This is a genomic window from Herbaspirillum frisingense GSF30 (assembly GCF_000300975.2).
Classification (GTDB): domain Bacteria; phylum Pseudomonadota; class Gammaproteobacteria; order Burkholderiales; family Burkholderiaceae_D; genus Herbaspirillum; species Herbaspirillum frisingense.
Genome location: NZ_AEEC02000018.1, coordinates 65668 through 78877, shown reverse-complemented (window position 1 = coordinate 78877; position 13210 = coordinate 65668). Strand labels below are relative to the sequence as shown.

11 protein-coding genes and 1 tRNA gene are annotated in these 13210 nt (G+C 63.5%); 8 read left to right on the top strand and 4 right to left on the bottom strand.

Going from position 1 to position 13210, the window contains the following annotated elements:
* Window positions 1-322 precede the first annotated feature (322 nt).
* The 7 genes from HFRIS_RS13895 (at window position 323) to pnuC (ending at window position 8863) form a co-directional block, all read left to right on the top strand.
* The gene (locus HFRIS_RS13895) at window positions 323-1129 is read left to right on the top strand and encodes a TatD family hydrolase (protein WP_006464014.1); all 807 of its coding nucleotides are present in this window, start codon (window positions 323-325) and stop codon (window positions 1127-1129) included.
* Window positions 1129-3618 (top strand): DNA internalization-related competence protein ComEC/Rec2, encoded by a 2490-nt coding sequence (locus HFRIS_RS13890; protein ID WP_006464013.1) that lies wholly within the window; start codon window positions 1129-1131, stop codon window positions 3616-3618. Before HFRIS_RS13895 ends, HFRIS_RS13890 begins: the two co-directional genes overlap by 1 nt.
* 98 nt (window positions 3619-3716) lie before the next feature.
* Window positions 3717-4526 (top strand): alpha/beta fold hydrolase, encoded by an 810-nt coding sequence (locus HFRIS_RS13885; protein WP_006464012.1) that lies wholly within the window; start codon window positions 3717-3719, stop codon window positions 4524-4526.
* A gap of 200 nt (window positions 4527-4726) precedes the next feature.
* Window positions 4727-6379: a CTP synthase gene (locus HFRIS_RS13880; RefSeq protein WP_006464011.1), complete on the top strand. Its 1653-nt coding sequence runs from the start codon at window positions 4727-4729 to the stop codon at window positions 6377-6379.
* Window positions 6380-6492: 113 nt separating this feature from the next.
* The gene (gene eno, locus HFRIS_RS13875; protein ID WP_006464010.1) at window positions 6493-7776 is read left to right on the top strand and encodes a phosphopyruvate hydratase; all 1284 of its coding nucleotides are present in this window, start codon (window positions 6493-6495) and stop codon (window positions 7774-7776) included.
* Window positions 7777-7829: 53 nt separating this feature from the next.
* Window positions 7830-8222, top strand: coding sequence for a cell division protein FtsB (gene ftsB, locus HFRIS_RS13870; protein ID WP_006464009.1), 393 nt, complete (start codon window positions 7830-7832; stop codon window positions 8220-8222).
* A 35-nt stretch (window positions 8223-8257) separates the two neighbouring features.
* Window positions 8258-8863: a nicotinamide riboside transporter PnuC gene (gene pnuC, locus HFRIS_RS13865; protein ID WP_006464008.1), complete on the top strand. Its 606-nt coding sequence runs from the start codon at window positions 8258-8260 to the stop codon at window positions 8861-8863.
* A 33-nt stretch (window positions 8864-8896) separates the two neighbouring features.
* Here the strand turns inward: pnuC and HFRIS_RS13860 are convergent, their stop codons facing one another.
* From HFRIS_RS13860 to HFRIS_RS13850, 3 genes are all read right to left on the bottom strand, one after another.
* Window positions 8897-10510 carry a GGDEF domain-containing protein gene (locus tag HFRIS_RS13860; RefSeq protein ID WP_006464007.1) on the bottom strand — a complete coding sequence of 538 codons (1614 nt, stop codon included), beginning with the start codon at window positions 10508-10510 and terminating at the stop codon, window positions 8897-8899.
* A gap of 281 nt (window positions 10511-10791) precedes the next feature.
* Window positions 10792-11445, bottom strand: a complete 654-nt coding sequence (locus HFRIS_RS13855; protein WP_006464006.1) for a response regulator — start codon at window positions 11443-11445, stop codon at window positions 10792-10794.
* An 83-nt stretch (window positions 11446-11528) separates the two neighbouring features.
* Entirely contained in the window at window positions 11529-12227 is a 699-nt protein-coding gene (locus tag HFRIS_RS13850; protein WP_244436295.1) for a sensor histidine kinase, read from the bottom strand.
* A 172-nt stretch (window positions 12228-12399) separates the two neighbouring features.
* Here HFRIS_RS13850 and HFRIS_RS13845 point away from each other — a divergent pair.
* Window positions 12400-12476: transfer RNA gene (locus tag HFRIS_RS13845), tRNA-Arg, on the top strand.
* Window positions 12477-12574: 98 nt separating this feature from the next.
* On the opposite strand, the gene HFRIS_RS13840 is transcribed toward HFRIS_RS13845, so the two are convergent.
* Window positions 12575-12985, bottom strand: coding sequence for a response regulator (locus tag HFRIS_RS13840; RefSeq protein WP_006464004.1), 411 nt, complete (start codon window positions 12983-12985; stop codon window positions 12575-12577).
* Between the last annotated feature and the right edge of the window lie 225 nt (window positions 12986-13210).

Below are 13210 nucleotides of genomic sequence, written 5' to 3'. Positions count from 1 at the left end.
GGGGAGGACGTGAAGGGCACAAAGGACAGAAAGGACGCGAATGATCGCGTCCTTTTTTACGTCCGCATTCAGACTTGTTTCACCCGTGTATCCGAAGAAGTGCGGGGTAATTCTTTACGATTGTTAATGGCTGCAAGCGTGGCTTAGACGGTAAACTGCCGTCTCTGGCTCCGGGGCGTCCCGGAGTTGCTGTAAAAATAATAATGCGCTTCGGGGGAAGCAAGCCGGACAGGCAAGGGTGCGATCCCCGTGGCGTATGTCGTCATCCGGAAGCGTTCTCCCGTGGGCGGGGTTTCCGATTTTTCGCCAGGCCAGCCAAACCATGTGGGTCGATACGCACTGTCATCTCGACGCCGGAGAATTCGGCGCCCGTTCCCCAGCCGTTGCCGACGAGGCCGCGCAGGCCGGGGTGCGGGCCATCGTGATCCCGGCCATCGCGCGCGTCAATTTCGACACGGTGGGGCGCCTGGCACGGCAAGTCGGCAATGCGGTCTATGCGCTGGGCATCCATCCGCTGTATGTGCCCACGGCCCAGGAAGCTGACCTGCAGGTGCTGCGCGAGGCCATCGCCGGGGCGCTGGAAGACCCGCTGTTCGTGGGCATTGGCGAGATCGGGCTGGATTTCTTCGTGCCGGCCCTGAAGGAGGCGCCGCTGCGGGAAAAGCAGGAGTTCTTCTTCGCCGAACAGCTGAAGCTGGCGCGTGACTTCCAGCTGCCGGTGCTGCTGCACGTGCGGCGTTCGCAGGACATCATCTTGAAGCATCTGCGCCGCATCCGCGTTCCCGGCGGCATCGCCCACGCCTTCAACGGCAGCGACCAGCAGGCGCGCACCTTCGTCGAACTGGGACTGCACCTGGGCTTCGGCGGTGCCATGACCTTCCCGCGCTCGCTGCAGATTCGTCGCCTGGCGGCCGAATTGCCGTTGTCGTCCATCGTGCTGGAGACCGACGCGCCCGATATCTCGCCGGCCTGGCGCCATCCCGACATCAATACCCCCGACCAGATTCCGCGCATCGGCGAGGTCCTGGCCGAGCTGCGCCAGATGCCGCTGCACGAGATCGCGGCTGCCACCACCGCCAATGCCCAGGCCGCGCTGCCGCGGCTGGCGCACGCCGGGCTGGGTCTCTGATGCGCGCACTGATCATCGGTTTCGCACTGGGTGCAGGCCTGCTGCAACTGCAGTCGCAGTTGCCCGGCATCGAGTGGTATGTGATCGGGCTGGTGCTGGCGGGCTTGCTGGCCTTCACCGCCCGCCGCTTCTGGCAACCCTTCCTGCGCGTGCCGCTGCTGCTGACCTGTGGGGCCTGGCTGGGTTTCCTGTGGGCGGCTTCGTTTGCGTTCTATTACCTGGATCAGGAGCTGCCAGCGGCCTGGGAAGGGCATGACGTCACCGTCATCGGTACCGTGGCCGATCTGCCTTCGCCGACGGGGCAGGGCCTGCGTTTCCGTTTCGATGTCGAACAGGTGGTGCTGCAGGGCGGGGTGAAGCCGCCCATCCCGCCACGGCTGGCCTTGAGCTGGTATGGCAATCAGCGCTACCAGGCGCCCACCGAGGATGGCGAACAGGCTGCGCCGGCGCGGCTGGCCTTGCCGGACCTGCAACCGGGCGAGCGCTGGCGCCTGCAGGTGCGCTTGAAGCGTCCGCATGGCAATGCCAATCCGGATGGCTTCGACTATGAATTGTGGCTGCTACAGGATGACGTGCGGGCGACCGGCTATGTGGTTGGGCGGCCGGCAGCGGCTTCCGCGCCTGCCTCGGCGGTGAATCGTCGTCTCGATGCCTTCGTATGGACGCCCTGGCATGTGATCGATACCGCACGCGGCTGGCTGCGCGACCGCGTCGACCAGGCCTTGCCGGATGCGCCCTATGCGGGCGTGATCGCGGCGCTGGTCATGGGCGACCAGCGCGGCATCAGCCAGGCCGACTGGAATGTGTTCAATCGCACCGGTATCGGTCACCTGATGGCCATCTCCGGCCTGCACATCACCATGCTGGCGGCCTTGTGCGGCGGTCTGGCCAGCTGGCTGTGGCGGCGCTCCTTCTTTACCGGCGCGCAGTTGCCGCTGCGCCTGCCGGCGCAGAAGGTGGCGGTGATCGTCGGCATGCTGGTGGCCCTGCTGTATGTGTTGCTGGCCGGGTTTGGCGTGCCGGCGCAGCGCACGCTCTACATGCTGGTGGTGGTCGGCATCGCCTTCTGGCGCGGGCGCATCGTGCGGGTCTCGGTAGTGTTGTGCCTGGCGCTGGCGCTGGTAGTGCTGCTGGACCCGTGGTCGCTGATGTGGCCGGGCTTCTGGCTGTCGTTCGGGGCGGTGGCCCTGCTGCTGTATGGCACGGTGGGGCGCATGCAGCCGCCACAGGCGATGGCGGCCGCCGCGGCCAGCAAGCACTGGGGCGCGGCGCTGGTGCAGCGGATCAAGGAGGCCAGCCACGCGCAATACGTGGTCACGCTGGGTCTGGTGCCGCTGACGATGCTGCTGTTCGGGCAGTATTCCCTGGTCAGTCCCATTGCCAATGCCATCGCCATTCCGCTGGTGTCATTGGTGATCACGCCGCTGGCGCTGGTGGGTAGCGTGCTGCCGACCGTGCTGGCGCAGTTCGTGCTGCAGGTGCCGCACCTGCTGCTGGTGTGGCTGGCCGATCTCCTGCAGGCACTCAGTGCCATGCCCTGGGCGGTCTGGCAGACGCCCTTGCCCAATGGCTGGGTATTCGCCTTGGCTCTGGGCGGCACCTTGCTGGTGCTGGCGCCGCGCGGCTGGCCGGTACGCTGGCTGGGCTTGTTCGGCTGGCTGCCGCTGCTGCTCAATGCCCCCGTGGCACCGGCCGAAGGCACCATGCGGGTGACCGCCTTCGATGTCGGGCAGGGCATGGCGGTGCTGGTGGAAACCCCGGGACATCGCCTGCTGTATGACACCGGTCCCTATTACAGCGCCGAATCGGACGGTGCGACCCGGGTGATCCTGCCGTATCTGCGCGCGCGGGGCATCGATCATCTGGACCGGGTGGTGATCTCGCACAACGACAATGATCATTCGGGCGGGGCGGTGTCCCTGTTCAAGAACATGGCCGTGGACAGCGTGTATTCGTCGCTGGCGGAGGATAGCCCCATCCTGCGCGTAGCACCGCTGGCCACGCGCTGCGAGGCGGGCCAGTCGTGGAACTGGGACGGCATCGGCTTCACCATGCTGCATCCCACGCCAGCCAGCTATGAGAGCGACAAATGGCGTCCCAATGCCCGCAGTTGCGTGCTGAAGGTGCAGATCGGCCGACAGTCGGTGCTGCTGGCCGGAGATATCGAGGCAGCACAGGAAGACGAACTGCTCAACGGTCGCATGGCCGAGCGCCTGCCGTCGACGGTGCTGCTGGCGCCGCATCATGGCAGCGGCACCTCGTCCACCGAACCCTTCTTGCGGGCGGTGCGGCCGGAGCTGGCGGTATTCCAGGTCGGGTACCGCAATCGCTTCAACCATCCCAGGCCGGATGTCTACGAGCGCTATGGCCGGCTGGGCATACGCCGTCTGCGGACCGACGAATCCGGCGCCCTGACCATGACCCTGGGCGACCAGTTGCAAGTGGAGCAATATCGCAAGCAGCACGCGCGCTACTGGTACGGCCGCTAGGCCTGCACTGAGGTGCATTTCGCGATGCGGGAAAATAGCACGCTCGCGGCCCTGGCCGTTTTGCTATGCTGCCGCCATTGTCTTGCATTCCGGTCTCCATGCCCCTTCCCATCCTGCATTTTGCCCATGCCAACAGTTACCCGGCGGGTACCTATGGCATGTTCTTCGACCAGTTGCGCGCCCATTACGATGTGCGCGCCCTGGCCATCCATGCCCATGATCCGCGCTTTCCGGTCGATGACGGCTGGCGCACCCTGGCGCGGGAGCTGCGCGAGGAGCTGGAGCGCAGCTACCACGCGCCGGTGATCCTGGTCGGCCATTCCATGGGCGGCATCCTGTCACTGATGGCGGCCCGCAAACGCCCGCAACTGGTGCGCTGCGTGGTGCTGCTGGATTCGCCGATCGTGGCGGGCTGGCGGGCGCAGGTGTTGCGCCTGTCCAAGCTGTTCAAGTATGAGAGCCGCTACTCGCCCTCGGTGGCGTCGGCACGGCGGCGCGAGCACTGGCCCGATATCGAGGCGGCCTACCAGCACTATGCGGCCAAGGCGCTGTTCGCGGCCTGGCCGCAGCAGGTGCTGCGTGACTACGTGGCACACGGCCTGGAGCCGCACGCCGGCGGGGGAGTGCGCCTGCGCTTCTCGCGCGAGACCGAAACGGCGGTCTATCGCACCATTCCCCATCATCTGGGACGTGTCCTGCGCCAGCCTTATCCGGTGCCGATCGGCTTCGTCGGCGGTGTCGATTCGGTGGAATGCCGGCTGGCCGGGCTGGAGGCCACGCGCCGGCTGGTGGGGCCGCACTTCCGCCAGATTCCCGGCGGCCATCTGTTCCCGATGGAGTCGCCCGTACAGGCCGCCCAGGCGACGCACGCCATGATAAGCGAGCTGTTGCAGGGCCGTCCGGGCTGAACCAAACTGCACATACAGAGTCAAGAAGCTGAACCCTGTGTGAAGCCGATGAGAGGCTTGCTCAGGGAACTATGTTTTCCTGCTGCAAGTTTGGCGAAGTCGCGACATCGGCGACACTTATCGCTGCCTGTCTTAAAAAACGAGCGCATTTTGGGGTATAATTTGAATTTCCCGCATGTGCCGTTCGGCACTCATCTGTAATGACCAAGTTTGTATTTGTCACTGGCGGCGTCGTGTCTTCCCTGGGTAAAGGGATTGCCGCCGCGTCCCTGGCTGCGATCCTCGAATCGCGCGGCCTCAAAGTCACCCTCCTCAAGCTCGATCCCTACATCAACGTCGACCCCGGCACGATGAGCCCGTTGCAACACGGTGAAGTGTTCGTCACCGACGACGGCGCCGAGACCGACCTCGACCTGGGCCACTACGAGCGTTTCATCTCGGCCAAGATGAAGAAGGTGAACAACTTCACCACCGGCCAGGTGTATGAATCGGTGATCCGCAAGGAGCGCCGTGGCGAGTATCTGGGCAAGACCGTCCAGGTGATTCCGCACATCACCAACGAGATCCAGGAATTCATCCATCGTGGCGCCGAAGGCTTTGACGTGGCGCTGGTGGAAATCGGCGGCACCGTCGGTGACATCGAATCGCTGCCCTTCCTGGAAGCGGCGCGCCAGCTGAGCCTGCGCTCGGGCCGCAACGCCACCGCCTTCGTGCACCTGACGCTGGTTCCCTTCCTGGCCTCGGCCGGCGAACTCAAGACCAAGCCCACCCAGCACAGCGTGCAGAAGCTGCGCGAGATCGGCATCCTGCCTGACGCGCTGCTCTGCCGTGCCGACCGCCGCATCCCGGACGACGAGCGCGACAAGATCTCGCTGTTCTCCAACGTGCCGGCCGATGCCGTCATTTCGGTCTGGGATGCCGATACCATCTATAAGATTCCGCAGATGCTGCACGACCAGGGTCTGGATACCATCATCTGCGAAAAGCTGGGCCTGTCGCCCAAGGCGGCCGATCTGTCGATGTGGGACAAGCTGATCGATGCGCAGAACAATCCTTCGCACGAAGTCACCATCGGCATGGTCGGCAAGTATGTCGACCTGACCGAGTCCTACAAGTCGCTGACCGAAGCGCTGCGCCACGCCGGCATCCATACCGGCAGCCGCGTCAACATCGAGTACCTGGATTCGGAAGAGATCGAAGCCAACGGTACCGACGGTCTGGGCAAGTACGATGCCATTCTGGTGCCGGGCGGCTTCGGCAAGCGCGGTGTGGAAGGCAAGATCGCCGCCGCCCGCTATGCCCGCGAAAACAAGGTGCCTTACCTGGGCATCTGCCTGGGCATGCAAGTGGCGTTGCTGGAATACGCCCGCAACAAGGCCGGCCTGACCAAGGCCAACTCGACCGAGTTCGATCCGGACACCGAACAGCCGGTCGTGGCCCTGATCGACGAATGGCAGAACCACGATGGCAAGGTCGAGCGCCGCGATGCCAATTCCGACCTGGGCGGCACCATGCGCCTGGGTGCGCAGACCTGCGCCGTCAAGCCGGGTACCCTGGCCGCGGAAATCTACGGCGACAGCGTGACCGAGCGTCACCGCCATCGCTATGAGGCCAACAACTTCTACCTCGGTCGCGTGGAAGAGGCCGGCATGGTGGTCTCGGCCCGTACCCCGTCCGAAGATCTGTGCGAGATCATGGAATTGCCGCGCTCCGGCGAGAACGCTCACCCGTTCTACATCGGCGTGCAATACCACCCGGAGTTCAAGTCCACTCCGCGTGACGGCCATCCGCTGTTCATCTCGTACATCCGCGCGGCGCTGGCGCATCACGCGGCAATCAAAGGCCAGGCGTGACGGTCTGAACGTGTGCATGAAACGGCTGCCGTCGGGCGGCCGTTTCATCATGGGCGCCCCGGCCACCGGGCCTGCACCCGCCAACAATTTTTAAAACCTTGATGGAGATCTGAATGAGTGCAATCGTTGATATTATCGGCCGCGAAGTGATCGACTCCCGTGGCAATCCCACCGTGGAATGCGATGTGCTGCTGGAATCCGGCGTGCTGGGTCGCGCTGCCGTGCCTTCGGGCGCATCCACCGGTTCGCGCGAAGCGATCGAACTGCGTGACGGCGACAAGAGCCGCTACTTCGGCAAGGGCGTGCTGCAAGCCTGCGAAAACATCAACACCGAAATCTCGGAAGCCATCATGGGCCTGGACGCCAATGAGCAAGCCTTCCTGGATCGCACCCTGATCGATCTGGACGGTACCGAGAACAAGAGCCGCCTGGGCGCCAACGCCATGCTGGCCGTGTCGATGGCCGTGGCCAAGGCTGCCGCTGAAGAAGCCGGCCTGCCGTTGTATCGCTACTTCGGTGGCAGCGGTTCCATGCAGATGCCGGTGCCGATGATGAACGTCATCAACGGCGGCGCACACGCCGACAACAACCTGGACATCCAGGAATTCATGATCATCCCGGTGGGCGCACCGAGCTTCCGTGAAGCCCTGCGCTACGGTGCCGAGGTGTTCCACACCCTGAAGAAGATCCTGCATGACCGCGGCCTGGCCACCTCGGTGGGCGACGAAGGCGGCTTCGCACCCAACGTCTCCAGCCACGAAGAAGCCATCAAGCTGATCATCGAAGCCATCGAGAAGGCTGGCTACGAGCCGGGTACCCAGATCGCCCTGGGCCTGGACTGCGCCGCTTCCGAGTACTACAAGGACGGCAACTACCACCTGGCCGGTGAAAACATGGTGCTGACCCCGGCCCAGAAGACCGGTCTCCTGGCCTCCTGGTGCGACAAGTACCCCATCATCAGCATCGAAGACGGCATGGCCGAGAACGACTGGGCTGGCTGGAAGCTCTTGACCGAAACCCTGGGCAAGAAGGTGCAGCTGGTGGGCGACGACCTGTTCGTCACCAACACCAAGATCCTGAAGGAAGGCATCGACAAGGACATCGCCAATTCCATCCTGATCAAGATCAACCAGATCGGCACCCTGACCGAGACCTTCGCCGCCATCGAAATGGCCAAGCGTGCCGGCTACACCGCCGTGATCTCGCACCGTTCGGGCGAAACCGAAGACTCGACCATCGCCGATATCGCCGTCGGCATGAACGCACTGCAGATCAAGACCGGCTCCATGTCGCGTTCGGATCGCATGGCCAAGTACAACCAGCTGCTGCGTATCGAGGAAGACCTGGGTGATATCGCCAGCTACCCGGGCCGCGCTGCGTTCTACAACCTGAAGTAACACATTTGCGGCGCCCACCCTGAAGGCAGGCGCCGCAAAGAGAGCTCCCGGCTATGCGCCTGATCATCCTCTGCCTGTCCTTTCTGCTGGTGTTGATCCAGTACCCGCTCTGGCTGGGCAAGGGCGGCTGGTTCAAGGTCTGGGAGCTCGACCGTCAGGTCCAGCTGGCGCACAAGAAGAACGACGAACTCAAGGAGCGCAACGCCAAGCTCGCCTCCGAAGTGGACGACCTGAAGCAATCCAAGGGCGCCGTCGAAGAACGTGCGCGTTTCGAGCTGGGCATGATCAAGCAGAACGAAATTTTCGTGCAACTGCTCGATGGCAGTTCCGGCAAGCCCGCCAATGCCGTCAATCCGAATCCCTACATGCCTGGTTCCGGGCAACCCAACAGCGTTTCCATTCCCGCCAACGCACCTGCGGGTGGCGCGCGCGCGGCTACGCGCTGATGGTCTGATACGCTCCTGAATCTGCCTGCTGCTGCATGAGTCCCGACACTCCGCTGACCTGGTTCGGCCTCACCACCACGCCGCTGGAGCTGGTGTCTTTCGCCCTGGCCGTGCTGACGGTCTGGCTCAATATCGGCCAGAACCACTGGGCCTGGCTGTTTTCCATCCTGTCCTCGCTGCTGTATGCCGCCGTGTTTGCCGACGCGCGCCTGTATGGCGATGCCGGCCTGCAGTTCGTCTTCGTGGCGGTGTCGGTTTGGGGCTGGTATCAATGGTTGCGTGGCGGCGAGCAGCACCGGCCGCTGCAGGTGTCGACCTTGACGCGATCCGGCTGGGCCATGATGGCGACCGCCTGGCTGGCCGGGTGGTGGCTGCTGTCCTGGTTCCTGCAGCGCTACACCGATACCGACGTGCCGCACATGGATGGCTTCCTGACCGCCGGTAGCCTGGTGGGGCAGTTCCTGCTCTCGCGCAAGAAGCTGGAGAACTGGCTGGTGTGGATCGCGGTGGACGTGCTCTACGTCGGCCTGTACCTGTACAAGCACCTGACGTTGACGGCCATGCTCTATGCGCTGTTCGTGGTGATGGCCGCCGCCGGCTGGCGACGCTGGAAGCTGGCCGGCAGCGGCAGTCCGTACTGAGGCCGTACGGAGCTGCTGCGCCCGGCGCTGCGGCTAGACCAGCGGTGCGGCACCGGCGGGTGGTTCGGCAAAGATGATGCGGTTCTTGCCGGCGTTCTTGGCCTTGTAAAGCGCGACGTCGGCGCGCTTGAGCAGCTCTGCCTGACTCTCTCCCGGGTGGTAGACCGCCACGCCGGCACTGAAGGTGATCAGCAGGCGCTGGCTCTCGTGCATGAAGATGCGCTTGGTCAGTTCGCGCTGTACCCGCGTGATGATCTGTACCGCATCCTGCGGCGTGGTCTCGGGCATCAGTACCACGAATTCCTCGCCCCCGAAGCGGGCGATCACGTCCAGCTTGCGCAGTGTCTCCTTGATCACCTGCACCATGTGCACCAGCACTTCGTCACCAGTGGCATGGCCATGGGTGTCGTTGATGCGCTTGAAATCGTCCAGGTCCAGCAGTGCCACGCATAGCGGCGTGTCGCGCCGTACTGCATTGGCGATCTCGCGGTCCAGCGATTCGTCCATGCCACGGCGGTTCAGGCTGCCGGTCAGCTGGTCTTCGCGCACCAGTTCGCCCATCTGCTGCAACTGCTGCTCCAGGGTGTGGATGCGATCTTCGGCCTTTTCCACTTCCTGGCGCGCATCTTCCATGGCGTCGCGCGAACGGGTCGCTTCTTCCTGCGCCTTCTGGGTTTCGCTCATGATCTCGCTGAGCACGCTGTTGAGGTCGGCGATGTTGCCGGCCTGGCTGATCTGCTGCGAGAAACCGCGAATCGTGCGCTGGTAGTTGTCGGTGGTGGAGACCATGGCCGAGAGCCGGTCCACGAAGGTCAGCATCATGTTCTTGACCACCACCTTTTCCTCGGACAGGGTGTTCTTCAGCAGACCCTGCTTGTAGATCACTTCCTTGAGGTTCTTGGTGGCGTCGGCCAGCGAGGTGCTGCTGAGCGGCCCGGCGATCAGGCTTTGTACCGTTTCGATCTGGCTGGACAGCCAGGAGCCCTGTTCCAGCAGGCCGTTGATGTTTTCCAGCAGCAACTGGAACAGGCGCATCAGCAGGTCCTGCTGCTGGGCCATGTCATCGGTCTTGAGCTCGATCTGGAAGCTCAGTTGCTTGACGCGGGCGATGATGTCGTTCATCGCCTGTTCCGAGAAGGCGGTCTTCAGGTCCTGGCCGCTGTCGCGCGATTCGTTGGCCAGCTCCGGCGCGGTCGAGAGCAGCGAGGGCAGGTTGAATACCAGCACCCGAGCCAGCATTTCGCGCAGCATCTTTTCCTTCTTGCTGTCCCGGATGAACTGGCGCTCCAGATCGATGGGGACCAGCTCGCCGTGCGGCACCATCGGTGCGGCCGGAGCGATAGGGCGACTCTGCCAGTTGGCGTCGGAGAATTCCAGCAGCTGGCGCTCGAATTCTGCCCAGTCGCCGTTGTCGCGGGCGCGTACCAGCCGCGTTCCCAGGAGACCATTTTCACCCGGCTGGCGCGACAGCTTGGTGGCGAAATTGCCCAATACGGCTTCGGCTGTCACGCCAGGGGCATCCCCCTGGATTTCTTCATAGGCGATGCGGTACGCGTCGGGAGTGGGCGCGATACGCCTGGCCCCCAGTCGCTGGAAAGCTTCTCGGGCGATCTCGACAGGCGTGAGCGTGGTCGGTTTCTTGGACATGCCGGCTGACTCTATTGTTGGTGTGTATGTCGGTTTGCGACAGGGAGTTCCTTACGGTATCGGCGCACAGGCGTATTGCTTGAGCACTGCTGCCGACCGACGATCACCTGGCAGACGCCGACAGGTCCCCCTGCTGCCGACAGTCCGTTGTCAGCCTCCTCAATCGGAGCGACAAAATGACAACTAATTGTACGTCAGCGCCTTTTCGCGGCATGCATTTAATAGGGGGAGAAAAGGGCCGCATCAGCCAAAGCTGCCGCCGCTGTCTGTTTCTGTCTCTTTTATTCCACCAGGTTGTTCTTGAGCGCGTAGTGGGTCAGTTCGGCGTTGTGACGCATCTTCATCTTGGCCAGTACCCGCGAGCGGTACATGCTGATGGTCTTGACCGAGAGTAGCAGCTCGGCGGCGATGTCGCTGACGGTCTTGCCGGAGGCGATCATGACCATGGTCTGGTATTCGCGGTCGGACAGGGTTTCGTGCAGCGGGGTGTCGTGATCGAAGCCGATCTGGGTGGCCAGTTCCTGCGCCAGTGAGGGACTGACGTACTTGCGGCCGGAAGCGGCCTGGCGGATGGCGGCCAGCAGTTCGGCGGGCGCCGCCTGCTTGTTGAGGAAGCCAGCGGCACCGGCCTTGAGGGCGCGGATGGCGTATTGATCTTCGCGGTGCACGGAGAGGATCAGCACCGGCAATTCGGGTTGCTCCTTGCGGATCTGCTTGAGGATGTCGATGCCGTTGCGGTCGGGGAGCACGATGTCCAGCAACATGACGTTGCCATCGCCTTCGCGCGCCAGCTTGATGGCTTCCAGGCCGTTGGCGGCATGCCCGGTCACGAGGATATCCTTGGTGCCGGCGCAGATCTGGCGCAGACCCTCGCGCACGATGGCGTGGTCATCAGCGATCAGGACCTTGATGGCGGCGGTGACTTTCTTGCTCATGGGCGGGCGCTTGGTTCCTCTGGAGGTGCTGCGGATGGCGCCGGCCGGGTAGGCTGCGCGAGGCCGTATTCTATAGCGTTCGCTCAGAGAGGGACAGGCATCCGGAGGACGATGCTGCTGCCGCCCTCGCTCCCTTTGCTGCCACCGCGTTCCAGCGCCAGGCTGGCACCCAGCGCCTGTGCGCGCTGTCGCATGTTGCGCAGGCCCTGTCCGTGCTGGCGCACGGCCTGCGGGACGAAGCCGATGCCGTTGTCGGTAATGGCCAGCAGCAGGGTGCCGTTCGCCAGGGTGAGCTTTACGTCGATCTGGCTGGCCTGTGCATGGCGCACGGCATTGTTGAGCGCCTCACGCGCGATGCGCAGCAGGCTCAGCACCACGAATTCGTCCTGCAGCGGCAGCGCGGAAGGACTGTCGAGCCTGCACGGCAGCCCGCTCTGTCGGGTGACTTGGCGGCACTGCCAGGCAAGGGCGTCGACCAGGCCGAATTCAACGATGGGCGGACGCAGGTCGTCGATGATCTGGTCCATGCTCTGGTGCGCCTGCGCCAGCAGTTCCCGGGCGTAGTCGGCATGGCCGAGGGCGGATCCGGTGTCGCCGCCTGCGCTCAGCTGCTCCCGCAACTGGCCCAGCGCCATGCCGATACCGACCAACTGGGCACCCAGCTCATCGTGCAGGTCGCGCGCGATGCGGGCGCGCTCTTGCTCGCGGATGCGCTGTTCGTGCGTCAGGTCGGTAGCGGCGTGGTCGGGCATGGGGCAGGGTGGGGTGGATCGAGTCGCCATCATAGCCGCCGGGCGAGATGCGGTCATCTCCGGCATGCTGCGCAAGGGTGCGGATCAGCTTAGTCGGAAGTGAAGGGGCAGGGAGTTTCTTGGTAATTATTCTGCAAATCCAGGAAATTTCGCGGCAGGGGCTTCCCAAAGGCAAAAACTTGCTGCTATAATTTTGTTTTTCGCGGCTGTAGCTCAGCTGGATAGAGTACTTGGCTACGAACCAAGGGGTCGTGGGTTCGATTCCTGCCAGCCGCACCAGATATGAAGGGTCCATCGCAAGATGGACCCTTTTGTCTTTCTGGTCCCGCCTTTTTGCCTTCCTTCTGTTTTCTCCCCGCTTCTTCTCGCCTTCTTCCCTAGTCCGCTTTCTGGCTGTCGGCCGGGAGCCAGCGTGCGACGGTGTCACTGACGACCTGCATGAATTCACGGGCATCCACCGGCTTGACGATGTAGTCGCTGGCGCCTGCCGCGCGCGAGCGGGCGGCGTCGGTCTCATCGTAGGAAGTGGCGAACATGACCACCGGCAGCGCTTGTGTAGACGGATGGGAGCGCAGCAGATGCAGCAATTCCAGACCTTCCATGCGGGGCAGGCGCGGCTCGATGAAGATCATGATGGGAAGGGTTTCCGGCTGGCTTTGCGCCTGCGGGCTCAACAGCGACTCCATGGTGTGCTCGGCATCCTCGAACCAGCCGAAGGCGCAATCCAGCTTGCTGCGCCAGAGGCTGAAACGCGCCAGTTCCACCGACTCCGGACTGGGATCGACCATCAATATGCTGGGGCGGGACATGCGTATGAAAGGAGCTGGACCTGTGTTTTTTTAGATATGGCACTTTTTTGCCCGCCAAGTTTGACATACGGAGTTACATAAATCCATTGCTGTTTGCTCACCGTCCGCCGGCCCGCGCCGCTGGTGGGCCCTTGCGCGGTGGTCCGATCATTGGCGTCCAGTGCCAGCGTCCTCCGATCTAGCCTATTTTGCTTACGCCAAAAT